The sequence below is a fragment of the Pseudomonas sp. BN417 genome (assembly GCF_029871205.1).
Classification (GTDB): Bacteria; Pseudomonadota; Gammaproteobacteria; order Pseudomonadales; family Pseudomonadaceae; genus Metapseudomonas.
In genome coordinates, this window is the sequence record NZ_SSOJ01000115.1 from 1 (window position 1) to 24709 (window position 24709).

The following is a 24709-nucleotide window of genomic DNA, read 5'->3' on the forward strand; positions in this document are numbered from 1 at the left end:
GCCCTGGGTGTCCTGGCCCAGCAGGCCGCCGCCGGCGGCTTCATCGAGGACAGCAAGGCCAGCCTCGCCCTGCGCAACTTCTACATCAACTCGGACAACCGCGAAGGCACCGCCGCGCCCTCCAAACAGGAGGAGTGGGGCCAGGGCTTCCTGTTCAACTACGCCTCGGGCTTCACCGAGGGCACGGTCGGCGTCGGCGTCGACGCCCTCGGTCTGCTCGGCGTCAAACTGGACTCCGGCAAGGGCCGCCACTACAACCCGACCAGCGCCAACTACGGCGGTACGGTGTTCCCCACCGACAACGACGGCCGCGCCAAGGACGATTTCGGCAGCCTCGGGGTGACCGGCAAGCTGCGCTTCTCCAAGACCGAGGCGCGCCTGGGCACCCTGCTGCCGAAGCTGCCGGTGGTGACCTACAACGATGGCCGCCTGCTGCCGCAGACCTTCGAGGGCGGGCAGATCACCGCCAACGAGATCGCCGGGCTGACCCTGGTCGGCGGCCAGCTGGAACACGCCAAGGGGCGTAACTCCAGCGACGCCCGCGGCCTCTCCATCGCCGGTGCGAACAACGCCCGCAGCGGCCAGTTCGTCAACAAGTTCTACTTCGCCGGCGGCGACTACAAGGTCAGCGACGCCCTGCTCGCGCAGTACTACTACGGCAACCTGGAAGACTTCTATCAGCAGCACTTCCTCGGCCTGACCCACACCTGGGCGCTGCCAGTGGGCGCGTTGAAGTCCGACCTGCGCTACTTCCACAACAGCGCCGACGGCCAGAACGGCAGCGCCGCCGGGCGTCGCGAAGGCTTTGTCAGCAGCGGCAACTGGGCGGCCAACGACCCGCACCGCGGCGAAGTCGACAACCGCACCTGGAGCGCCTTGTTCACCTACAGCCTGGCCGGCCACGCGGCGAGCCTGGGCTACCAGCAGCTCTCCGGCGACAGCGCCTTCCCCTTCCTCAACCAGGGCGACGGCGCCACCGCCTACCTGATCACCGACCGCCAGATCGGCAAGTTCCTCAGCGCGGGCGAGCGCACCTGGGTGGCCGAGTACGGCTACGACTTCGCCAAGCTCGGGGTGCCGGGGCTGAAGGCCCAGGCGACCTACCTCAGGGGCAGCAACATCGAGACCCAGGGCGATGACCAGGGCGAGTGGGAGCGCGATTTGCGCCTCGACTACGTGCTGCAGAGCGGCCCGCTGAAGGGCCTGGGCGTGTCCTGGCGCAACGCATCGCTGCGCAGCGATGCGGTGCGCGACCAGGACGAGAACCGGTTGATCCTCAGTTACACCCTGACGCTGCTGTAAGGGCGTATTGGGCAGGCCTGCGGCCTGCTTGGCGAATGAATTCGCCCCTACAGGAAGAGCGCCCCGAGGCACGGACAGCCCCCTCTCCCTTCAGGGAGAGGGTTGGGGAGAGGGTGGCGGCCCCTTCGCGAATGAATTCGCTCCCACAGATATGTGCCGGGAACCTCATTCCAGACGGTTTCCCGGCGTTTTCACGGGTGAAATTCAATAGCTCAATAAGTAATAAATAAATCGTTATTTATTCTTTTTAATTTTCAGCGCCGCTGCGCATAGTGAGCCCCACGGAACGACACCAGTACACAGGAGCAGCACCATGAGTATCCGCCTCGGCGACATCGCCCCCGACTTCGAACAGGACTCCAGCGAAGGTCGCATTCGCTTCCATGAATGGCTGGGCCACAGCTGGGGCGTGCTCTTCTCGCACCCGGCCGACTTCACCCCGGTGTGCACCACCGAGCTCGGCTTTACCGCCAAGCTGAAGGATGAATTCGCCGCCCGCGGGGTCAAGGTCATCGCCCTCTCCGTGGACCCGGTGGACTCCCACCAGCGCTGGATTGAGGACATCAACGAGACCCAGGTCACCCTGGTCAACTTCCCGATCATCGCCGACGCCGACCGCCAGGTTTCCGACCTCTACGACCTGATCCACCCGAACGCCAACGACACCCTCACCGTGCGTTCGCTGTTCATCATCGACCCGAACAAGAAGGTGCGCCTGATCATCACCTACCCGGCGAGCACCGGGCGCAACTTCAACGAGATCCTGCGGGTGATCGACTCCCTGCAGCTGACCGACAACCACAAGGTCGCCACCCCGGCCAACTGGCAGGACGGCGATGACGTGGTGATCGTGCCCTCGCTCAAGGACGAGGACGAAATCCGCCAGCGCTTCCCGCGTGGCTACAAGGCGGTCCGGCCCTACCTGCGCCTGACCCCGCAACCCAACCGCTGATCCACTCGGCGCATTCCGCGCACAGAACGACCCCGCCTTACTCACCCGCCAACGGGCCAGCAGGCAACGACACCACAAGCAAAGTCATGAGGAGAGCGCCATGCGCACCATCACTTTGCGTCGGAGCCTGGCTGCCCTGTTCGCGGCTGCCCTGGCTTTCGGCGCCATCACCCAGGCACAGGCCGAGACCCTGCGAATCGGCTACCAGAAATACGGCACCCTGGTGCTGCTCAAGGCCAAGGGCTCGCTGGAGAAGCGCCTGGCGGACCAGGGCATCGAGGTGAAGTGGACCGAGTTCCCTGGCGGGCCGCAGCTGCTGGAGGGCCTGAACGTCGGCTCCATCGACTTCGGCGTGACGGGCGAAACCCCGCCGGTGTTCGCCCAGGCCGCCGGTGCCGATCTGCTCTACGTGGCCTATGAGCCGCCGGCGCCGCTGAGCGAGGCGATCCTGGTGCCCAAGGGCTCGCCCATCCAGTCGGTCAAGGAGCTGGCCGGCAAGAAGGTCGCCCTGAACAAGGGCTCCAACGTCCACTACCTGCTGGTGCGCGCCCTGGAAGAGGCCGGCCTGAAGTACGGCGACATCCAGCCCGTCTACCTGCCGCCGGCCGATGCCCGCGCCGCCTTCGAGCGCGGCAGCGTGGACGCCTGGGTGATCTGGGACCCCTTCCAGGCCGCCGCCGAGCAACAGCTTGAAGCGCGCACCCTGCGCAATGGCGAGGGGCTTGTGGATAACCACCAGTTCTACCTTGCCACCCGCCACTACGCCCAGAAGCACCCGCAGGTGATCAGCACCCTGATCGAGGAAGTGCGCGCCGTGGGCGAGGACTCCAGGGCCGATCCGGACAAGGTCACCGAACAGGTCGCGCCGCTGCTGGGCTTGCCTGCGGACATCACCTCCATCGCGGTGAAACGCCAGGGCTACGGCGCCCAGCCGTTGACCCCGGAGGTGATCGCCGCGCAACAGAAGATTGCCGATACCTTCACCGCGCTGAAGCTGATCCCGAAAAAACTCAGCATCGCCGACGTGATCTGGAGTCCGCCGGCCAAGGTCGCGCAGCAGTAATTCCGAAGCACTGGGTGAGGGCGGTGCCGTCTGGTGCTTCCCTCTCCCCCGGCCCCTCTCCCTGAAGAGGAGAGGGGAGTATTTAAGGAGACCACTCCATGAGCTTGAACATCTTCTGGTTCCTGCCGACCCACGGCGACGGCCACTACCTCGGTACATCCGAGGGCGCCCGCGCCGTCGACCACGGCTACCTGCAACAGATCGCCCAGGCCGCAGACCGCCTCGGCTTCGGCGGCGTATTGATCCCCACCGGGCGCTCCTGCGAGGACTCCTGGCTGGTGGCCGCCTCGCTGATTCCCGTGACCCAGCGCCTGAAGTTCCTGGTGGCCCTGCGCCCCGGGATCATTTCGCCGACCGTGGCCGCGCGCCAGGCGGCCACACTGGATCGCCTGTCCGGCGGCCGCGCCCTGTTCAACCTGGTGACCGGCGGCGACCCGGACGAGCTGGCCGCCGACGGCCTGCACCTGAATCATGAAGAACGTTACGAAGCCTCGGTCGAGTTCACCCGTATCTGGCGCCGCGTGCTGGAAGGCGAAACCGTCGACTACGACGGCAAGCACATCCAGGTGAAGGGCGCCAAGCTGTTCTACCCGCCGTTGCAGCAGCCGCGCCCGCCGCTGTACTTCGGCGGCTCTTCCGAAGCAGCCCAGGACCTGGCGGCCGAGCAGGTCGAGCTGTACCTGACCTGGGGCGAGCCGCCCTCGGCGGTGAAGGAGAAGATCGAACAGGTACGCGCCAAGGCCGCCAAGCAGGGCCGCACTGTCCGCTTCGGCATCCGTCTGCACGTGATTGTGCGGGAAACCGTTGAGGCCGCCTGGGCCGCTGCCGACCGCCTGATCGAGAACCTCGACGACGCGACCATCGCCAAGGCCCAGGCCGCCTTCGCCCGCTTCGACTCGGTGGGCCAGCAGCGCATGGCCGCCCTGCACAACGGCAGGCGAGACCAGCTGGAAGTCAGCCCCAACCTCTGGGCCGGCGTCGGCCTGGTACGCGGCGGCGCCGGTACCGCGCTGGTGGGCGACGGCCCGACCGTGGCCGCACGGGTGAAGGAATATGCCGATCTGGGCATCGACACCTTCATCTTCTCCGGCTACCCGCACCTGGAAGAGTCCTACCGCGTCGCCGAACTGCTGTTCCCGCACCTGGATGTGGCGCGGCCGCAGAACAACGACGGCCTGGCCTTCGTCAGCCCCTTTGGCGAGATGGTGGCCAACGAGGCGCTGCCCGAACCCAAGCTGCACAACGTCGCATCGCAGAGCTGAGGACGCGGGGATGAAGCTCGATTCGATACTCCTGCGCCTGGCGCCCTGGGCACTGCCCGTGGCGCTGCTGGCGATCTGGCAGGGCGCGGTGGCGACCGGCCTGCTCTCCACCCGCATCCTGCCGGCGCCGAGCGCCGTGCTGGAGGCGGGCTGGGACCTGCTCGCCAGCGGCGAGATCTGGACCCACCTGGCCATCAGCGGCTGGCGCGCCGGCATCGGCTTCGCCATTGGCGGCGGCTTGGGCCTGTTGCTGGGCTTCATCACCGGCCTGTCGAAGTGGGGCGAACGCCTGCTCGACAGCTCGGTGCAGATGATCCGCAACGTGCCGCACCTGGCGCTGATCCCGCTGGTAATCCTGTGGTTCGGCATCGACGAGTCGGCGAAAATCTTCCTGGTCGCCCTCGGCACCCTGTTCCCCATCTACCTCAACACCTACCACGGCATCCGCAACGTCGACCCGACGCTGGTGGAGATGGCTCGCAGCTACGGCCTGTCCGGCTTCTCGCTGTTCCGCCAGGTGATCCTGCCCGGCGCGCTGCCCTCGATCCTGGTCGGCGTGCGCTTCGCCCTCGGCTTCATGTGGCTGACCCTGATCGTCGCCGAGACCATTTCCGCCAGTTCCGGCATCGGCTACCTGGCGATGAACGCCCGCGAATTCCTGCAGACAGACGTCGTCGTGCTGGCGATCCTGCTCTATGCCGTGCTCGGCAAGCTCGCGGACGTCGCTGCCCGTGGCCTGGAGCGTGTCTGGCTGCGCTGGCACCCGGCCTACCAGGCCAAGGGAGGTGCCGCATGACCGCCCTGCAGACGCCACAACGCCTGAAGCGCGGTATCTCGCTGGGCGGCACCCCGCTGGCGCTGCGTGACATCGGCAAATCCTTCGGCGAGCGCGAGGTGCTCAAGGGCATCGATCTGCTGATCCCCGCCGGCCAGTTTGTCGCCGTGGTGGGCCGCAGCGGTTGCGGCAAGAGCACCCTGCTGCGTCTGCTGGCGGGCCTGGACCAGCCGTCCCGTGGCGACCTGCTGGCCGGCTCGGCACCGCTGGAGGATGCCCGCGAGGACACCCGCCTGATGTTCCAGGACGCACGCCTGCTGCCCTGGAAACGGGTGATCGACAACGTTGGCCTGGGCCTTTCCGGCGACTGGCGCCCGCACGCCCTGGAAGCGCTGGAAGCTGTGGGTCTGGCCGACCGCGCCAAGGAGTGGCCGGCGGCGCTGTCCGGCGGGCAGAAGCAGCGCGTGGCCTTGGCCCGTGCGCTGATCCACCAGCCGCGCCTGTTGCTGCTGGACGAGCCCCTGGGCGCGCTGGATGCCCTGACCCGCATCGAGATGCAGCAGCTGCTCGAGCGTCTCTGGCAGCAGCATGGCTTCACCGTGCTGCTGGTGACTCACGACGTGAACGAGGCGGTGGCCGTCGCCGACCGGGTGATCCTGATCGAGGACGGCGCCATCGGCCTCGACCTGCCGGTGGAGCTGGCGCGCCCCCGCGCCCGTGGCTCGGCGCGCCTGGCCGCACTGGAAGCGGAAGTGCTGGACCGGGTGCTGGCGCTCCCGGCCGCGCCTCCGGAACCCGAACCCCTTTCCCCCCTGCCCACGCAATTGCGTTGGGCGCTCTGACCTAAACCCCATATCCCGAGCAAAGGAAGAACCGCCATGACCATCAAAGCCATCAACGTCCGCAACCAGTTCAAGGGCACCATCAAGGAAATCGTCGAGGGCCCGGTGCTCTCCGAGATCGACGTGCAGACCGCCGCCGGAATCGTCACCTCGGTCATCACCACCCGCTCCGTGCGCGAGTTGGAGCTGGGGGTCGGTTCCGAAGTGATCGCCTTCGTGAAGTCCACGGAGGTGTCCATCGCCAAGCTGTGAGGCTCCAGGGAGGTTGGGCTGCTTTTCCTGTGGGGGCGAATTCATTCGCTAAGCAGTCCGCGGGACTGCCCGGCTGGGTCGGGGACCGCTACGCGGTCCTCAGCGAATGAATTCGCCCCCACAAGAGCAAGGCCACCCTGCAATTCTGTACCCGCCCCAAAAACAAACCCCCGCATTCGCGGGGGTTCGTTTTTTCAGCTCAGCCTCAGCGCTTTTGCGGCGCCGGCTGCTGCTGGGTGATGCAGTGGATGTTGCCGCCGCCGAGGAGGATCTCGCGGCCGGGCACCATCACCACTTCGTGTTGCGGGAAGACCCGCTTGAGGATGGCTTCGGCCGCGGCGTCCTTCGCGTCGTCGAACCTGGGCGCGACGATGCCGCCGTTGACGATCAGGAAGTTGACGTAGGAGCCGGCCAGGCGGATCGAGGGATCGCGTTCCTGGGTGCCTTCCACCAGGTCCACGCCCGCGCATTCTTCCTCGGTGGCGTAGATCGGGCCGGGGATCGGCATCTTGTGCACCACCAGCTGGCGGCCCTTGGCGTCACGGGCGCTTTCCAGCACCTTCATGGCCGCCTGGCAGCGCGGGTAGTTCGGGTCCTGCGGGTCGTCGGTCCAGGCCAGCAGCACTTCACCCGGACGCACGTAGCAACAGAAGTTGTCCACATGGCCGTCGGTCTCGTCGTTGTAGAGGCCATCCGGCAGCCAGATCACGGTCTCCACGGCCAGCTGCTCGCGCAGCACCGCTTCGATCTGCTCGCGGGACAGGTGCGGGTTGCGGTTCTTGTTCAGCAGGCACTCTTCGGTGGTGATCAGGGTGCCTTCGCCATCGACGTGGATGGAGCCGCCTTCCAGTACGAAACCATCGGTGCGGTAGCGCTTGCTGTGCTCGATCTCGAGGATCTTGCGTGCCACCTGGTCGTCGCGGTTCCAGGGGAAGTAGAGGCCGCCGTCGAAGCCGCCCCAGGCGTTGAAGGTCCAGTCCACACCGCGCACGTCGCCCTGGTCGTTGACCACGAAGGTCGGGCCGGTATCACGGACCCAGGCGTCGTCGGTGCTGATCTCCACCACGCGGATGTTCGGCTCGTCGAGGCGCGCGCGGGCGTTCTCGTACTGGCCGGCGGAGACGCAGACGGTCACCGGTTCGAAACGCGCGATGGCCTTGGCCACGGCGGTGAAGGCGACCTGCGCGGGCTTGCCGCCCAGGCGCCAGTTGTCGGGGCGCTCGGGCCAGACCATCCAGGTCTGGGTATGCGTTTCCCACTCGGCCGGCATGTGGAAGCCGTCGTCGCGCGGAAGGGTATTGAGAGTGTTCATTGATCCACCATCGATCTGAAAAGGGGCAGGGGCCAACCCGCTGGCGAACAGTGCATCGCCATCGGGCTGGCCCCTGAATTCGAGCATTACGACTCGAGGAAGCCGTCCAGAGTCTTGATCGGGGAGTATAGATTCGGGCGGCGATCGCGGAACACACCCCAGGCGCTGCGCACATGCTCCAGCTTTTCCAGGTCGAAGCTGTGCACCAGGATGCCTTCCTCGGTCTGGTTCAGTTCCTCGACCTTGGCGCCGAACTGGTCGGCGATGAAGGAGGAGCCATAGAAGGTGATGTCGTAGCCGTCCTGCTCTTCCTTGCCAATGCGGTTGGAAGCCACCAGCGGCATCAGGTTGGCACCGGCATGGCCCTGCTGCACGCGTTGCCAGTGGTCACGGGAGGTGATGTTCGGGTCGTGCGGCTCGCTGCCGATGGCGGTCGGGTAGAAGAGGATCTCGGCACCCAGCAGGGCCATGCTGCGGGCGGCTTCCGGGAACCACTGGTCCCAGCAGATGCCCACGCCGATCTTGGCGTAGCGGGTGTTCCATACCTTGAAGCCGGTGTCGCCCGGATTGAAGTAGTACTTCTCGTGGTAGCCGGGGCCGTCCGGGATATGGCTCTTGCGGTACACGCCGAGGTTGCTGCCGTCGGCATCGATGATGGCGATGCTGTTGAAACGCGCGCGGCCGGCCTGCTCGAAGAAGCTGATGGGCAGCACCACCTGCAGTTCGCGGGCGAGGTTCTGGAAGTGCGCGATGGCTTCGTTGGTCTCGGTCGGGGTCGCCAGCTGCAGGTAGTCCGGGTTCGGCTTCTGGCAGAAGTAGGGGGTCTCGAAGAGTTCCTGGATCAGGATGATCTGCGCGCCCTTGGCGGCGGCCTGACGGACCAGTTTTTCGGCGTTGGCGATATTCGCGGCGCGATTCCAGGAGCAGGCCATCTGGGTGGCGGCGACGGTAACGATGCGGGACATGGAGACACCTCGTCAGACGAATTCGGGCCGATTGCCGGATATCTATCGGCAATCGGGGTATTTCCGTGCTGGCGGGAAGCGGGCCGCCGTGCGGATGGCGACTTTATATCCGATAAAAATCTGTATTTGAAGCGTGATTTTTCTATCAGAAGGTGAATTCTGATTTATTTGCAGATAAATATCGGGTTTCTGTCGTCTCAGATCGCCAGGGCAGTCGTCCGCTTCGGCAGGTAGGGCGGCAGGTAGAGGCCGAGGTAGGCATCGAATACGCGCATGCCTTCCTCGGCCAGGCGCGGGGTGATTTCGCCGTGCATCTGCACCGAGCGGGCGTAGACGCGGTCGCCCAGCTCCATGGCCAGGGCGAAGACGTCGATATCGTCGGGCAGCACCGGCAGCTCGAAGTGGCGCTCGAAGAGGACGTGCATCAGCCGGCCCAGTTCGATGTCGTGCTGGCGATCGGCCTGGGTGACTTCGGTGAGGCCGTGCTGGGCGAGGATCAGCTGGCGCGCAGCGGCGTCGGCGGCGTAGATCGACAGCATGCGTTCTTCCACCAGCCGCGAAAGATCGTGCCAGTGGCGCAGGCCGTCATGCTCGATGGGCTGCTGCAGGCAGGCGCGAAAGGCGGCGTGGATGTCGGCGGTCAGGGCTTCGAGGATCGCCGGCACGCTGGAGAAAAAGTGGTAGACGGAGGAGGGCGGCATCTCCGCGCGCTCGGCGACGCTGTAGATGGACAGGTTGGCCACGCCCTGTTCGGCCAGCAGGGCGCGGGCGGCATCGAGAATCCCGGCGATACGCAGCTGGCTGCTGGCGCGCGGCTTGCGGGCGGTGGCGGGGCGTGACATGGGCGGCTCCTTTCCGAAGAGCCGCTATTGGACGTCAGGCGGTGGGGTCGGAGCAAGAGAGAGAGGCAGGCCCGTGGGCCGCCATCGCGGATGAATTCGCCCACAGGGTCTGGTCGTAGGGTGCGCCGTGCGCACCAGGGCGCTTGCGCAGGAGTTCCGGTGCGCGCAGCGCACCCTACGGGTCATTTTCCTTCGCGGAAGGCGGTCCACACTTCGTCGCGGGTGGCGCTGAGCTTTTCCGGCACGGGCTCGACCGGGAACAGGCGGCGCTTGGTGTCCTTGTCCAGGTAGAGGCCCGGCTGGTTGCGCAGGGCGTCGTCCAGGTACTGGCGGGCGTCGGCGTTGCCGTTCGGGTAGAGCGTCGCGCTGGTGATCTTTGCCGCCACCTGGGGCTGCAGCATGTAGTCGATGAACCTGTGGGCCAGGTCGGAGCGCTTGGCGCTGCTGGGGATTACCAGGTTGTCGATGAACAGCACCGAGCCTTCGTCCGGCACCATGAAGGTCACCGGCTGGCCCGCCGCGGCGGCGTTCAGGGCGTCGCCGACCCAGGCCATGGCGACGCAGAGATTGCCCGCGTTGAGGTCGGCGATGTAGCGCTCGCTGTCGATGTAGCGCAGGTGCGGGCGCAGGGTGGTGAGGGCTTCGGCGCTGCGCTTGAGCCGACTCGGCGCGCTGCGGGCGAGGTTGTGGCCCTGGTAGTTGAGCAGCACGGCCAGGGTTTCGTCGGGGGCGTCCAGCAGGCTGATGCCGCACTGGCCGAGGCGCGCGCTCTGTTCGGCGTCGAACAGCAGGCTCCAGCTGTGGGGCAGCGGGCCGCCGAAGGCTTTCTCTGCCTGTGGGGTGTTCACCGCCAGGCCGACGGCGCCCCAGAGGTAGGGCACCGCATGCTGGTTGTTCGGGTCCATGGCGGCCAGCTTGCTCAGCAGCTGCTTGTCCAGGTGCTGGCGATTGGGCAGGCGGGTGAAGTCCAGGGGTTGCAGGCGACCGTCCTTGATCAGCCGGGGCAGGTCGTTGTGGGAGGGCACGGCGATATCGATCGGTTCGCCGCCGGCGAGCGCCTTGTGGAGCTCCTCCGCGCTGCTGAAGGTGTGGTACTCGACGCGGATGCCGGTTTCCTTCTGGAAGTCCTCGAGCACCTGCGGGGCGATGTAGTCGTTCCAGTTGTACACGTGGATCAGGTCTTCGGCCTGGGCCAGCGCGGGCAGCAATGCGAGCAACAGCGGGGCGAGCAAGCGGGGCATGACGTCCTCCCTGGTATGAGCATGCGGTTTCTGGTTGTTGTTATTCGGGTACAGCGAGGCCGCGGAGGGCCGGAATGGACCGCCGTGCCGGGTATTGCCAAGGTGCAGATACGACAACGCCGGCCCTGGGGCCGGCGTTGTGGACTCGCTTACACGGTATGCAGGTACCAGTTGTACTCGAGGTCGGAGATCGAGTGCTCGAACTCCTCCAGCTCGCTTTCCTTACAGGCGACGAAGATGTCGATGTAATCCGGGCTGATGTACTTGTTCAGAACTTCGTTGTCGTCCAGCTCGCGCAGGGCATCGCGCAGGTTGTTCGGCAGGCTCTGTTCCAGTTGCTCGTAGGAGTTGCCTTCGATGGGCACACCCGGTTCTATCTTGTTGGTCAGACCGTGGTGAATACCGGCCAGGATGGCCGACATCATCAGGTAGGGGTTGGCGTCGGCACCGGCCACGCGGTGTTCCAGGCGCACGGCGTCCGCGCTGCCGGTGGGCACGCGCAGGGCGACGGTACGGTTGTCCAGGCCCCAGCTCGGTGCGTTCGGCACATAGAACTGCGCGCCGAAGCGGCGATAGGAGTTCACGTTCGGGCAGAGGAACGCCATGGAAGCAGGCATGGTCTCGAGCACACCGCCGACCGCGTGGCGCAGGGCGGCGTTCTGCTCGGGATCATCGGAGGTGAAGATGTTCTTGCCGGTCTTCTTGTCGATGAGCGAAATGTGCACGTGCAGGCCGTTGCCCGCCTGGCCCGGGTAGGGCTTGGCCATGAAGGTGGTGTCCATCTCATGGTCGTAGGCGATGTTCTTGATCAGGCGCTTGAGCAGGACTGCGTAGTCGCAGGCCTCGATAGCGTCCTCGACGTGGTGCAGGTTGACCTCGAACTGCGCCGGGGCGCTTTCCTTGACGATGGCGTCGGCCGGGATGCCCTGGACCTTGGCGCCTTCGAGGATGTCCTGCAGGCAGTCGGCATACTCGTCCAGGTCGTCGATCAGGTAGACCTGGGTGGACTGCGGGCGTTTGCCGGAGATAGGGGAACGTGGCGGCTGCGGACGGCCATTAATGTTCTCCTGGTCGATCAGGTAGAACTCCAGTTCGAATGCTGCGCAGATGGTCAGGCCGAGGGCGTCGAACTTCTCCACCACCTGGCGCAGGACCTCGCGCGGGTCGGCGAAGAACGGCTCGCCTTCGATCTCGTGCATGGTCATCAGCAGCTGAGCGGTGGGGCGCTTCTGCCAGGGCTCGTCGCTGAGGGTACCGGGGATGGGGTAGCAGATACGGTCCGCGTCACCGATGTCCAGGCCGAGGCCGGTGCTTTCGACGGTGGCACCATTGATGTCGAGGGCGAAGAGCGAAGCGGGGAGGTTGATGCCTTTTTCGTAGACTTTGTGGAGGCTGGCACGCTCTATTCGCTTGCCTCGTACGACTCCATTCATATCTGCAATCAGTAGGTCGACGAACTGGACCTCAGGATGCTCCTTAAGGAACTCGTTCGCTTCTTGAAGCTGAACGGCACGCGGGGGTACCGACATGATGCAACACCTTTATTGTTAAAAATATCAATCACGTTCTAGCTAAGGTGTGAGTCAATCTGAAACACCCCTAGCTGTCAAGTGACGCCTATTATGCCCTAAAAATGGGCTCGATGGCCAGTTTTGGGGCGTTCCGGGGCCTTTGAATCCCTCTCTAAACCATATCGGCTGCGGTGCTCAGTGGGGCGTGTTCAATTTTTTACAGCCCTATTGTGTAATAAAATGAACAACGCTAAGCTCGGCCGAAACCCATAACAGACAAATAAAACGGGTGTCTCATGTCTCGCCTGCCGTTGATCGGCGTAACCGCTTGCACCAGAGAGATTGGTCCTCAGACCTATCATATAGCTGGTGACAAGTATGTTCGTGCGGTGGCGGTCGGAGCTGGCGGTGTGCCGCTGGTGATTCCGGCCCTGGCTGAACTGATGGACCAGACGACCCTCCTGGCCAGTCTGGACGGTCTTCTCTTTACCGGCTCCCCGTCCAATGTGGAGCCCCATCATTATCTAGGGCCCGCTTCCGCGCCCGGCACCAAGCACGATCCCGAACGTGACCGCACCACTCTGCCGCTGGTCCGTGCGGCCGTGGCCGCTGGTATCCCGGTCCTGGGCATCTGCCGTGGTTTCCAGGAAATGAACGTGGCCTTCGGCGGTTCCCTGCACCAGCGCGTACATGAGATAGAAGGATTGATGGACCACCGCGAGCCGGGCGACCAGCCCCTCGAGGTGCAATACGCTCCCCGCCACCTGCTGCGGGTGCAGCCGGGTGGCGTTCTCGACGGCATCGGCTTGCCGTCCGAGATCCAGGTCAACTCCATTCATGGCCAGGGCGTTGAACGTCTGGCGCCGGGCCTGCGTGTAGAGGCTCTGGCGCCAGATGGGTTGGTCGAGGCCTTTTCGGTCGAAGGCGCCAGGAATTTTGCTTTAGGCGTGCAGTGGCACCCCGAGTGGCAAGTGCGGACCAACCCGAACTATCTCGCCATCTTTCAGGCCTTTGGTGAGGCTTGCAGGAAGAAGGCGGGGCAACGCTGAGCGGGAGACCCAACTGCAGGAAACCAACGAAGTTGCCGTGTCGCGGAGTTCGGACTGTACTGACCGCGATGGGCCGCCTCATCGGGCGCGTTCGGCGCGAACCTGCAGAAGCCTCCTAGTGAAGCTCTCAACCCTGAGGTCTTTATGACTACCAAGCTCGACCAGCTGACCAGCTGGCTGAAAGAACGCAAAATCACCGAAGTTGAATGCATGATCAGTGACCTTACCGGCATTGCCCGCGGTAAGATCTCGCCGACCAACAAGTTCCTGGACGAGAAGGGCATGCGCCTCCCCGAGAGTGTGCTGCTGCAGACCGTTACCGGCGACTATGTCGAAGACGACATCTATTACGAGCTGCTCGACCCGGCCGACATCGACATGTTCTGCCGACCGGACGAGAACGCCGTCTACCTGGTGCCCTGGGCCATCGAGCCCACTGCGATGGTGATCCACGACACCTTCGACAAGCAGGGCAACCCCATCGAGCTGTCTCCGCGCAACCTGCTCAAGCGTGTACTCAAGCTATACGCCGACAAGGGCTGGAAACCCATCGTGGCGCCGGAGATGGAGTTCTACCTGACCAAGCGTTGCGACGATCCGGACTTCCCGCTGCAGGCTCCGCTGGGCCGCTCGGGCCGTCCGGAAACCGGCCGCCAGTCCTTCTCCATCGACGCGGCGAACGAGTTCGACCCGCTGTTCGAGGACATGTACGACTGGTGCGAGATGCAGGACCTGGACCTCGACACCCTGATCCACGAGGAAGGCCCGGCGCAGATGGAAATCAACTTCCGTCACGGCGACGCCCTGGAGCTGGCCGACCAGATTCTGGTGTTCAAGCGCACCATGCGCGAGGCCGCGCTCAAGCACAACGTGGCGGCGACCTTCATGGCCAAGCCGATCACCGACGAGCCGGGCAGCGCCATGCACCTGCACCAGAGCGTGATCGACATCAAGACCGGGAAGAACATCTTCTCCAACGATGACGGTTCCATGAGCGAGCTGTTCCTGCACCACATCGGCGGCCTGCAGAAATACATCCCCGAAGTGCTGCCGCTGTTCGCGCCGAACGTGAACTCCTTCCGCCGTTTCCTGCCGGACACCTCCGCGCCGGTGAACGTGGAATGGGGCGAGGAGAACCGCACCGTGGGCCTGCGTGTTCCGGATGCCGGTCCGGAAAACCGCCGCGTGGAGAACCGCCTCGCCGGCGCCGACGCCAACCCCTACCTGGCCATCGCCGCCAGTCTGCTGTGCGGCTACATCGGCATGACACAAGGCCTGACGCCCAGTGCACCGGTCAAGGGCCGTGGCTATGAGCGCCGCAACCTGCGCCTGCCGATCACCATCGAGGCGGCGCTGGAGCGGATGGAGGCCTGCCGGGATATCGAGGAATACCTGGGCGGCAAGTTCGTGACGGCCTATGTGGCGGTCAAGCGTGCCGAGCATGAGAACTTCAAACGGGTGATCAGCTCCTGGGAACGCGAGTTCCTGCTGCTCTCCGTCTGATCAGAAACGGAAGGCCGGCCGCCCCGGCCGGCCCTCCAGATGTGTGTTGATTGAGGTAAGGATATGAATAGCCAAGTGACCAACCCCAAGACCCTTGAATGGCAAGCGCTCGGTCGTGACCACCACCTGCCGCCGTTCACCGACTACAAGGCGCTGAACGCCAAGGGTGCGCGGATCATCACCAAGGCCGAAGGCGTGTACATCTGGGACAGCGAGGGCAACAAGATCCTCGACGGCATGGCCGGCCTCTGGTGCGTCAACGTCGGCTACGGCCGCGAGGAGCTGGTGCAGGCGGCGACCCGGCAGATGCGTGAACTGCCTTTCTACAACCTGTTCTTCCAGACCGCGCACCCGCCGGCGGTGGAACTCTCCAAGGCGATCGCCGAGATCGCGCCGGAAGGCATGAACCACGTGTTCTTCACCGGCTCCGGCTCGGAAGCCAACGACACCGTGCTGCGCATGGTCCGCCACTACTGGGCGATCAAGGGGCAGCCGCAGAAGAAAGTCATCATCGGCCGCTGGAACGGCTACCACGGCTCCACCGTCGCTGGTGTCAGCCTGGGCGGCATGAAGGCCCTGCACGGTCAGGGCGACCTGCCGATTCCCGGCATCGAGCACATCGCCCAGCCTTACTGGTTCGGTGAGGGCGGCGACATGGCGCCGGCCGAGTTCGGCGTCTGGGCCGCCGAGCAGCTGGAGAAGAAGATCCTCGAAGTCGGCGAAGACAAGGTCGCCGCCTTCATCGCCGAACCCATCCAGGGCGCCGGCGGCGTGATAGTTCCGCCGGAAACCTACTGGCCGAAGATCCGCGAGATCCTCGCCAAGTACGACATCCTCTTCATCGCCGACGAAGTGATCTGCGGCTTCGGCCGTACCGGCGAGTGGTTCGGCAGCCAGTACTACGGCAATGCCCCGGATCTGATGCCGATCGCCAAGGGCCTGACCTCCGGCTACGTCCCCATGGGCGGCGTGATCGTGCGTGACGAGATCGTCCATACCCTGAATGAGGGTGGTGAGTTCTACCACGGCTTCACCTACTCTGGTCATCCGGTAGCGGCGGCGGTGGCCCTGGAGAACATCCGCATCCTGCGGGAAGAGAAGATCGTCGAGAAGGTCAAGGCCGAAACGGCACCTTATTTGCAGCAGCGCTGGCAGGAGCTGGCCGACCACCCGTTGGTTGGCGAGGCGCGTGGGGTCGGCATGGTCGCCGCCCTGGAACTGGTCAAGAACAAGAAGACCCGTGAGCGTTTCGAGGGTGGCGTGGGGATGCTGTGCCGAGAGCACTGCTTCCGTAACGGCCTGATCATGCGCGCGGTTGGCGACACTATGATTATTTCGCCGCCGCTGGTGATCAGCAAAGACGAAGTCGACGAACTGGTGACCAAGGCGCGCAAGTGCCTCGACCTCACCCTGGCTGAAGTAAAAGGCTGAGAAAAAGAGGGCTGGGTGGTGGCATTTCGAGATGCCGCCTGTTGTAAGCAAGCCCTCTACCTTGCCAGACTTCGCTGGTGCGTTGGCCAGGCTCACCGAGTGGTGGCGTATTCGGTACGACGCCACTCGGACACTTCAACAAAAATGGAGCTACCCGCATGATCAAAACCTTCGGCAAGACCCTGCTCGCCATGACCCTGGCGACTGCCGTGGCCGGCATGGCCCAGGCTGACGACAAGGTGCTGCACGTCTACAACTGGTCGGACTACATCGCTCCGGACACCGTCGAGAAATTCACCAAGGAAACCGGCATCAAGGTCGTCTACGACGTCTTCGACTCCAACGAGACCCTCGAAGCCAAGCTTCTGGCGGGCAAGTCGGGTTACGACATCGTGGTGCCGTCCAACAACTTCCTGGCCAAGCAGATCAAGGCCAAGGTCTATCAGCCGCTGGACAAGTCCAAGCTGCCGAACTGGAAGAACCTGGACACCAACCTGCTGAAGACCGTCGAGGTCTCCGATCCGGGCAACCAGTACGCGTTCCCCTACATGTGGGGCTCCATCGGCATCGGCTACAACCCCGACAAGGTCAAGGCCGCGCTGGGAGACAACGCTCCGGTCAATTCCTGGGACCTGCTGTTCAAGCCGGAAAACATCGAGAAGCTGAAGTCCTGCGGCGTGTCCTTCCTCGACTCGCCGACCGAGATCCTGCCGATCGGCCTGCATTACCTGGGCTACAACCCTTTGAGCCAGGATCCCAAGGAGCTGAAGGAAGCCGAGGCGCTGTTCCTGAAGATCCGTCCGTACGTGACCTACTTCCACTCCTCGAAGTACATCGGCGACCTGGCCAACGGCAACATCTGCGTGGCGGTCGGCTACTCGGGTGACGTCTACCAGGCCAAGTCCCGCGCCGAAGAGGCCAAGGCTGGCGTGAAAGTCGCCTACAACATTCCGAAGGAAGGCGCTGGCACCTTCTTCGACATGGTCGCCATTCCGGCCGATGCCGCGAACCCGGCAGGCGCCTACGCCTTCATGAACTTCCTGATGAAGCCGGAAATCATGGCCGAGATCACCAACTCCGTGCAGTTCCCGAACGGCAACGCCGCCGCGACCGAACTGGTGGACGAGGCGATCCGCAAGGACCCGGGCATTTACCCGACCTCGGAGACCATGGCCAAGCTCTACGCCTTCCCGGACCTGCCGGCCAAGGTGCAGCGCGCCATGACTCGTACCTGGACCACCATCAAGTCGGGCAAGTAAGTACGGCTGCCGTGCCCGGCGGGGAGCCCCGCCGGTGCCCGGACCGCGCTGCAGCGAACCGCGAGTTCAGTTGCCCGGGTTGCGGGATAGACCCGGGCTCCTTCCGGCAGGGCCGGACACATCAAGAGGACGAATCTGTGCACTTCCCCAGCCGCAAGATGATGATCACTGTCGCCGCCACCTTGACCCTGGCCAGCCAGGCCCAGGCGGACCAGACGGTGCATATCTACAACTGGTCGGACTACATCGGCGAGACCACCCTGGCGGATTTCCAGAAGGACACCGGCATCAAGCCGGTGTATGACGTCTTCGACTCCAACGAGACCCTGGAAGGCAAGTTGCTGGCGGGCCACACCGGCTATGACGTCGTCGTGCCGTCCAACCATTTCCTCGGCAAGCAGATCAAGGCGGGCGCGTTCCAGAAACTCGACCGCAGCCAGCTGCCCAACTGGCAGAACCTGGACCCCAACCTGCTCAAGCAGCTCCAGCGCAACGATGCGGACAACCAGTACGCCGTCCCCTACCTGTGGGGCACCAACGGCATCGGCTACAACGTCGAGAAGGTCAAGGCCGTGCTGGGCGTCGACAGCATCGACTCCTGGGCGATGATCTTCGAGCCCGAGAACATCAAGAAGCTCAGCCAGTGCGGCGTGGCCTTCCTCGACTCGGCCGACGAGATGATCCCGGCCGTTCTCAACTACATGGGCCTGGACCCCAACAGCACCAATCCCGACGACTACAAGAAAGCCGAGGAGAAGCTGCTGGCGGTACGCCCCTACGTCACCTATTTCCACTCTTCCAAGTACATCGGCGACCTGGCCAATGGCGACATCTGCGTCGCGGCCGGCTTCTCCGGTGACATCTTCCAGGCCGCCTCGCGCGCCGAGGAAGCCGGCAAGGGTATCCAGATCGCCTACGCGATCCCGAAGGAAGGCGGCAACCTCTGGTTCGACATGCTGGCCATTCCGGTCGACGCGGCGAACGCCAAGCAAGCCCATACCTTCATCAACTATCTGCTCAAGCCCGAGGTGATCGCCAAGGTCAGCGACTACGTTGGCTACGCGAACCCCAACCTCAAGGCTGGAGAGTTCATGGATCAGGAAGTACGCACCGACGAGTCCGTCTACCCGCCACAAGCGGTGCTGGACAAGCTCTACGTTTCGGCGGAGCTGCCGCCGAAGGTCCAGCGGCTGATGACCCGCAGCTGGACCAAGGTCAAGTCGGGCAAATGACGCAAGGCCGGTGGCGCTCGCCGTGTGGCGGGCCCGCCGGATCAACCAGGCGGAAGCAGGCAGGATGCCCAGCTCGCGCCCATGCTGTATAGACGCGCCCGTCCGCGGTGGTCGGGTAGCAAATTCTGGGAGTTGTGGTAATGGCAATAGCCTCCGGTGCCTACAAGAAAGCCCTCGAGGGCAACCAGCAACCCAAAGAGGTGCTGGTGAAAATCGACCGGGTGACCAAGAAGTTCGACGAGACGGTGGCCGTGGACAGCGTGTCCCTGGACATCAAGAAGGGTGAGATCTTCGCCTTGCTCGGCGGCTCCGGTTCGGGTAAATCAACCTTGCTGCGGATGCTCGCGGGCTTCGAGCGGCCGTCCGAGGGGCGCATCTTCCTCGATGGCGTCGACATCACCGACATGCCCCCCTACGAGCGCCCGATCAACATGATGTTCCAGTCCTATGCGCTCTTCCCGCATATGACTGTTGCGCAGAACATCGCCTTCGGACTTAAACAGGACAAGCTGCCAGCCGCTGAAATCGACGCGCGCGTCAACGAGATGCTCAAGCTGGTACAGATGACCCAGTACGCCAGGCGCAAGCCGCACCAGCTGTCCGGTGGTCAGCGCCAGCGGGTTGCCCTGGCCCGTTCCCTGGCCAAGAGTCCGAAGCTGCTGCTGCTCGACGAGCCCATGGGTGCCCTGGACAAGAAACTGCGTTCGCAGATGCAGCTGGAACTGGTGGAGATCATCGAGCGCGTGGGCGTGACCTGCGTGATGGTGACCCACGACCAGGAAGAGGCCATGACCATGGCCCAGCGCATCGCCATCATGCACCTGGGCTGCATCGAGCAGATCGGCAGCCCGGTGGACATCTACGAAACGCCGATCAGCCGGCAGGTCTGCGAGTTCATCGGCAACGTCAACCTGTTCGAAGGTGAAGTGGTAGAGGATGCCGAGGCCCATGCGCTGATCGCCTGCCCGCAACTGGAGCGGCCGATCTACGTCGGCCACGGCGTGACCACCTCGGTGCAGGACAAGCGCATCACCTACGCCCTGCGTCCGGAGAAACTGCTGGTCACCACCGAGCAGCCCACCTGCGAGTACAACTGGTCGCGCGGCCGGGTCCACGACATCGCCTACCTGGGCGGTCACTCGGTGTTCTACGTCAAGCTGCCCAACGGCACCGTCGTCCAGTCCTTCGTCGCCAATGCCGAGCGCCGTGGCGCCCGTCCGACCTGGGATGACGAAGTCTTTGTCTGGTGGGAAGACGACAGCGGCGTGGTACTGCGGTCATGAGAATCCCCAAACTGAAAAACCTGTTGCCGACTGGCCGGCACCTCGTCATCGGGGTTCCGTTCTTCTGGCTGTTCCTGTTCTTCCTGCTGCCTTTCGCCATCGTGCTGAAGATCAGCTTCGCCGAAGCCGACGTGGCGATCCCGCCCTACACGGATATCTACACCTGGGCGGACAACCAGTTCCAACTCATCCTCAACCTGGGCAACTACCTGCTGCTCAACGAGGACGAGCTGTACCTGGCGGCCTATTTCGGCTCGCTGAAGATCGCCTTCTTCAGCACCCTGATGTGCCTGCTGATCGGCTACCCGATGGCCTACGCCATCGCCCGCGCCAGCAAGGAAGCCCAGACGGTGCTGCTGCTGCTGATCATGATGCCGACCTGGACCGCGATCCTGATCCGCGTCTACGCCTGGATGGGCATCCTCAGCAACAACGGCCTGCTCAACGGTTTCCTGATGAGCATGGGGCTGATCAGTGAGCCGCTGCAGATCCTCAACACCAACATCGCGGTGTACATAGGCGTGGTCTATTCGTACCTGCCGTTCATGATCCTCCCGCTCTTCGCCAACCTGGTGAAGCACGACCCGAGCCTGCTGGAGGCTGCCTCCGACCTCGGTTCGAGCAACTTCAACAACTTCTGGAAGATCACCGTGCCGCTGTCGAAGAACGGCATCATCGCCGGCAGCATGCTGGTGTTCATCCCAGTGGTGGGCGAGTTCGTGATTCCGGAACTGCTCGGTGGCCCCGAGACGCTGATGATCGGCAAGGTGCTCTGGCAGGAGTTCTTCAACAACCGCGACTGGCCGGTGGCGTCCGCCCTGGCGGTGGTGATGCTGGCGATCCTCCTGGTGCCCATCATCCTCTTCAACAAGAACCAGGCGAAAGAGCTGGAGGGCAAGGTATGAGCATCACTCTGTTGATCGCCCCCACTTCTTCCCTCTTCAACAAGAATCAGGCGAAAGAACTGGAGGGCAAGGTATGAAGCGCTTCAGTTTCTCCACCCTGATGCTGTGGGTGGGTCTGCTGTTCATTTACCTGCCGATGGTCATCCTGGTCATCTACTCCTTCAACGCCTCCAAGCTGGTGACTGTCTGGGGCGGCTGGTCGGTGAAGTGGTACGTGGGCCTCTTGGACAACACCCAGCTGATGAACTCGGTGGGCCGTTCCCTGGAGATCGCCTGCTACACCGCGATCGCCGCGGTGGCCCTGGGTACCCTGGCCGCCTTCGTGCTGACCCGCATCCCGCGCTTCCGTGGCCGTACCGTATTCGGCGGCATGGTCACCGCGCCGCTGGTCATGCCCGAGGTGATCACCGGTCTGTCGCTGCTGCTGCTCTTCGTGGCCATGGCGCAACTGATCGGCTGGCCCCAGGAGCGTGGCATCGTCACCATCTGGATCGCCCACACCACCTTCTGTTCGGCCTACGTGGCCATCGTGGTGTCGGCGCGCCTGCGCGAGCTGGACCTGTCCATCGAAGAGGCGGCCATGGACCTGGGCGCGCGGCCGTGGAAGGTGTTCCTGCTGATCACCATCCCGATGATCGCACCGTCGCTGGCGGCGGGCGGCATGATGTCCTTCGCCCTGTCCCTGGACGACCTGGTCCTGGCCAGCTTCGTCTCCGGTCCCGGCTCCACCACCCTGCCGATGGAGGTCTTCTCCGCCGTGCGCCTGGGCGTGAAACCGGAGATCAACGCCGTGGCCAGCCTGATCCTGCTGACCGTCTCGCTCTTCACCTTCTTCGCCTGGTTCTTCACCCGCCAGGCCGAGGAACGTCGCAAGCGCGCGATCCAGCAGGCGATGGAAACCATGGCCGAGGAAGCCTCCGCCTCCACCTGGAAGCCGACCTCCACCCAGGCCGCCTGATCCAGCGCTGCAAAAGACAAAGGCCATCTTCGGGTGGCCTTTGTCGTTGTGGGCAATTCGGCGGTGCAAGGAGGGGCTGTGGGCAAGCTGATTCATTTGAACTTGGGAGACCACGCCCTTGAGACGTGGCCATGAGCAACCGGCTCTGCCTGTCACGACTCAAGTGGTTTGGATTGAGCGACGTAGCCGGCCGGTAGGGTGCGCCGTGCGCACCAGTGGTTGAGCGTCGCGCGGGAGCCGATCGCGCAATCGGTGCGCGCAGCGCACCCTACAGTGGGCCAAGCGCCGGAGTGGTACGTCGAATGCGAGGGTAGGCTTGGCCCCCTGCAGGATGCCTGCCTCAGTTGGCGGGTTTGAGCACCAGGGTTTCCCGGCTGTTGGCCTTCACCTCTTCCTCGTTGAAGTGCATCGGCAGGTACTCGCCCTTGATGTAGGCCTCGGCCTGGTCGGCGTAATGACGGTCGAAGGGCACGCCGCTCTGGCCGACCGGGTTGATGCCCAGGCCGTGGGCGCCGTCGGCGAGGTCGATCAGGCGGCGCGTCGAGGGGCCGTAAACCACCTGCCAGGGTGCCGGGCCGACGCGGTGGGAGAGGTTGTTCGGCGTCTCGTGTCCGCCCGGTGCGGCGAAGGGGCCGACGTTGAACAGCCGGTCCAGCGGCTGCTGCTGGCCCAGCGGGTGGTTGTGGGTCAGGGTGTGCGCCTTCCCCCAGTCCCATTTGGCGCTGTCCGCGCCGAGGGTCGTGCGCAGGTGGGCGAGGCTCGCCTGCCAGGCTGCCTTGACGATCTCGGCCCGGCTCTCGACGGGCGCGGTGCCGCGTCGGTCCCACCAGGGCGACTGGTCGTCCGCGGTCAGGCGCGGCAGGGCGACGTCGAGTACGCGGGTCTGCAGCAGGCTGTCGAAGAAGGCGTCGCCCAGTTCGTCCTGCATCGCGACGCGGGTCAGCTCATAGGCCAGCTGGTTGAACAAGGTCGCGGGGATGGAGTCCAGTTCGTGGTCGCCGTTCCAGTCCGCCAGTCGCTCGACCAGTTGCTGCTCCTCCTGGTTCGTGGCAGCCGCCCGCAGCTCATCGAGAATGGGGGCGAGCAGGCGCGGGGCGTAGCCGCTTCCCGGGTCCAGTTGCAGCGCCTGGCTGTTGCTCAGGTCCCACTTCACGCCGGGCTGGGCCAGCTTCTGGTCCAGGCGCTGGCCGCGGTCCGGCAGGTTGTAGTAGCCGGGGATGGCGACGCCGGTGGGCGACTGCGGCTGGTAGTTGGCGGAGACGATATAGCCGCGTGGCGGGTTCTCCTCCTGCGGGTTGGCGCTGAAGGGCTGGAAGCCGGGCTTGTCCGCCTCGCCCGTGCTGCCGTCGAGGATGAAGTAGGGGTTCACCCCGTCGGGGCGCTGCGGCAGCCGGGCGGAGGCCCACCAGCCGATGTCGCCGCCGGCATTGGCCCAGACCACGTTCAGCCCCGGCGCGTGGATCTTCTCGGCGGCGGCGCGGGCCTTGCCCAGACTGTCGGCGCGGTTGAGTTGGTAGAAGGCGTCGAGGATGGGGTTTTCGGTTTCGAGGAAGGCCCACCACATGGCGATCGGCGTCTTGCCGGCGGCGGCGCCGAGGGCATCGTTGATGATCGGGCCGTGGGGCGAGCGGCGCAGGGTCAGCCGCACCGGCTCGCCGTCCTTGACCTGGATGGCCTCTTCGCGGCTTTCCATGTCCACCCAGCGGCCCTGGTACCAGACCTGGTTGGGGTTGTCCGGGTTGGTCTTCTCGGCGACCAGGTCGAGGTCGTCGTTCTGGAACATGGTCAGGCTCCAGGCGAACTGCTCGTTGTGCCCCAGCGACGCGACCGGGTTGAGCGCCTGGTGATGGCCGTAGAGGTTGAAGCCGGGATAGCTCAGCTGCGCCTCGTACCAGACCGCGGGTACGGCGAAGCGAATGTGCGGGTCGCCGGCCAGCAGCGGTTTGCCGCTGGCGGTGCGGCTGCCGGACACGGCCCAGGCGTTGCTGCCTTCGAACTGCGGCAGGCCGGCCTCGACCAGGGCCTGCTGGCTGAGGTGGGCCAGGCGGTTGAGGTCCTGCCAGTCGGTGCTGGCCAACGGCTGGCCGACCACGCCTTCAGGATGCCAGTCGAGATCGAAGGCCTTCAGGTAGTCGGCGCCCAGTTCGTCGCGCACGTAGGTCAGCACCGGTTCGGTACGGAAGGCGGCGGCGAAGCTGTAGGCCATGTAGCCCACCACGGAGAGGGTGTCCTCGACCGTGAAGGGGCGCTTCTCGATGCCCAGCAGGTCGAACTCCACCGGCGCGGGACGGCTGTCCTGGAACTGGTTCACGCCATCCAGGTAGGCCAGGAGGGCCTTGGCTGCCGGACTGTCCCGGTCCAGCTTGCGTGCGTATTCGTCCGCGTGGGCGCGGATCCCCAAGGTGCGGAACAGGCGGTCGGTATCGACCAGGCGGGCGCCGAGGATTTCGGCAAGTTCGCCGCGGGCCAGGCGGCGCAGCATCTCCATCTGGAACAGGCGGTCCTGGGCGTGGACGAAGCCGAGAGCGCGGTACATGTCCGCCTCGTTGGCGGCCTGGATATGCGGTACGCCACGCTCGTCGTAGCGCACCGTGACGGGCGCCGAGAGGTGCTCCAGGGCCAGTTCGCCACTGCGTTGCGGCTTGCTGCTTTCGCTATACCAGGTGGCGCCGGCGGCGGCAGCGGCGATGATGACAGCCAGGGCGGTCAGGGTGCGTTTCATGCACGGCTCTCCTTGTTGTAGTCGGCGCATTCTGCTCAAGAGCGGGCC

Annotated in this window: 21 protein-coding genes; 15 read left to right on the forward strand and 6 right to left on the reverse strand. The window is 64.6% G+C overall.

Translation table 11 applies throughout. The features are described 5' to 3' along the window. The 7 genes from E8F11_RS14010 to E8F11_RS14040 form a co-directional block, all read left to right on the forward strand. On the forward strand, positions 1-1302 hold a 1302-nt coding region (locus tag E8F11_RS14010), incomplete at its 5' end, for an OprD family porin (RefSeq protein ID WP_348529782.1). Positions 1303-1615: 313 nt separating this feature from the next. Then, a complete protein-coding gene (locus E8F11_RS14015) occupies positions 1616-2254 on the forward strand; it encodes a peroxiredoxin (RefSeq protein ID WP_280289416.1) in 639 nt (212 codons plus the stop codon). Between the two features lie 100 nt (positions 2255-2354). Next, the gene (locus E8F11_RS14020; RefSeq protein WP_280289417.1) at positions 2355-3317 is read left to right on the forward strand and encodes a sulfonate ABC transporter substrate-binding protein; all 963 of its coding nucleotides are present in this window, start codon (positions 2355-2357) and stop codon (positions 3315-3317) included. 98 nt (positions 3318-3415) lie between these two features. Next, on the forward strand, positions 3416-4579 hold the full coding sequence (ssuD, locus tag E8F11_RS14025; protein WP_280289418.1) for an FMNH2-dependent alkanesulfonate monooxygenase: 1164 nt from the start codon (positions 3416-3418) through the stop codon (positions 4577-4579). Between the two features lie 10 nt (positions 4580-4589). Beyond that, positions 4590-5375 carry an aliphatic sulfonate ABC transporter permease SsuC gene (ssuC, locus tag E8F11_RS14030; RefSeq protein ID WP_280289419.1) on the forward strand — a complete coding sequence of 262 codons (786 nt, stop codon included), beginning with the start codon at positions 4590-4592 and terminating at the stop codon, positions 5373-5375. Next, a complete protein-coding gene (gene ssuB / locus E8F11_RS14035) occupies positions 5372-6196 on the forward strand; it encodes an aliphatic sulfonates ABC transporter ATP-binding protein (protein ID WP_280289420.1) in 825 nt (274 codons plus the stop codon). Before ssuC ends, ssuB begins: the two co-directional genes overlap by 4 nt. 36 nt (positions 6197-6232) lie before the next feature. Continuing rightward, positions 6233-6448, forward strand: coding sequence for a molybdopterin-binding protein (locus tag E8F11_RS14040; RefSeq protein WP_280289421.1), 216 nt, complete (start codon positions 6233-6235; stop codon positions 6446-6448). 205 nt (positions 6449-6653) lie between these two features. Here the strand turns inward: E8F11_RS14040 and aguA are convergent, their stop codons facing one another. The 5 genes from aguA to E8F11_RS14065 form a co-directional block, all read right to left on the reverse strand. Then, the gene (gene aguA, locus E8F11_RS14045; protein WP_280289422.1) at positions 6654-7760 is read right to left on the reverse strand and encodes an agmatine deiminase; all 1107 of its coding nucleotides are present in this window, start codon (positions 7758-7760) and stop codon (positions 6654-6656) included. 86 nt (positions 7761-7846) lie between these two features. After that, on the reverse strand, positions 7847-8725 hold the full coding sequence (gene aguB / locus E8F11_RS14050; RefSeq protein ID WP_280289423.1) for an N-carbamoylputrescine amidase: 879 nt from the start codon (positions 8723-8725) through the stop codon (positions 7847-7849). Between the two features lie 197 nt (positions 8726-8922). Continuing rightward, positions 8923-9567 (reverse strand): TetR/AcrR family transcriptional regulator, encoded by a 645-nt coding sequence (locus E8F11_RS14055; RefSeq protein ID WP_280289424.1) that lies wholly within the window; start codon positions 9565-9567, stop codon positions 8923-8925. A 182-nt stretch (positions 9568-9749) separates the two neighbouring features. Then, positions 9750-10808, reverse strand: coding sequence for a polyamine ABC transporter substrate-binding protein (locus E8F11_RS14060; protein WP_280289426.1), 1059 nt, complete (start codon positions 10806-10808; stop codon positions 9750-9752). Between the two features lie 149 nt (positions 10809-10957). Further along, entirely contained in the window at positions 10958-12337 is a 1380-nt protein-coding gene (locus E8F11_RS14065; RefSeq protein ID WP_280289427.1) for a glutamine synthetase family protein, read from the reverse strand. 278 nt (positions 12338-12615) lie between these two features. On the opposite strand from E8F11_RS14065, the gene E8F11_RS14070 reads away from it, so the two are divergent. From E8F11_RS14070 to E8F11_RS14105, 8 genes are all read left to right on the forward strand, one after another. Beyond that, positions 12616-13368 (forward strand): gamma-glutamyl-gamma-aminobutyrate hydrolase family protein, encoded by a 753-nt coding sequence (locus tag E8F11_RS14070; protein WP_280289428.1) that lies wholly within the window; start codon positions 12616-12618, stop codon positions 13366-13368. Positions 13369-13512: 144 nt separating this feature from the next. Then, positions 13513-14871, forward strand: coding sequence for a glutamine synthetase family protein (locus E8F11_RS14075; protein WP_280289429.1), 1359 nt, complete (start codon positions 13513-13515; stop codon positions 14869-14871). A gap of 63 nt (positions 14872-14934) precedes the next feature. After that, complete coding sequence (locus E8F11_RS14080; RefSeq protein ID WP_280289430.1) at positions 14935-16302, forward strand: aspartate aminotransferase family protein; 1368 nt, start codon at positions 14935-14937, stop codon at positions 16300-16302. Between the two features lie 158 nt (positions 16303-16460). Then, on the forward strand, positions 16461-17561 hold the full coding sequence (locus tag E8F11_RS14085) for a polyamine ABC transporter substrate-binding protein (protein ID WP_280289431.1): 1101 nt from the start codon (positions 16461-16463) through the stop codon (positions 17559-17561). Positions 17562-17719: 158 nt separating this feature from the next. Continuing rightward, positions 17720-18793 (forward strand): polyamine ABC transporter substrate-binding protein, encoded by a 1074-nt coding sequence (locus E8F11_RS14090; RefSeq protein WP_280289541.1) that lies wholly within the window; start codon positions 17720-17722, stop codon positions 18791-18793. A gap of 140 nt (positions 18794-18933) precedes the next feature. Then, positions 18934-20076: a polyamine ABC transporter ATP-binding protein gene (potA, locus tag E8F11_RS14095; protein WP_280289432.1), complete on the forward strand. Its 1143-nt coding sequence runs from the start codon at positions 18934-18936 to the stop codon at positions 20074-20076. A gap of 23 nt (positions 20077-20099) precedes the next feature. Continuing rightward, complete coding sequence (locus E8F11_RS14100; RefSeq protein WP_280289542.1) at positions 20100-20981, forward strand: ABC transporter permease subunit; 882 nt, start codon at positions 20100-20102, stop codon at positions 20979-20981. Positions 20982-21054: 73 nt separating this feature from the next. Continuing rightward, positions 21055-21939: an ABC transporter permease subunit gene (locus tag E8F11_RS14105; protein ID WP_280289433.1), complete on the forward strand. Its 885-nt coding sequence runs from the start codon at positions 21055-21057 to the stop codon at positions 21937-21939. Between the two features lie 340 nt (positions 21940-22279). On the opposite strand, the gene E8F11_RS14110 is transcribed toward E8F11_RS14105, so the two are convergent. After that, positions 22280-24661 carry a penicillin acylase family protein gene (locus E8F11_RS14110; RefSeq protein ID WP_280289434.1) on the reverse strand — a complete coding sequence of 794 codons (2382 nt, stop codon included), beginning with the start codon at positions 24659-24661 and terminating at the stop codon, positions 22280-22282. Between the last annotated feature and the right edge of the window lie 48 nt (positions 24662-24709).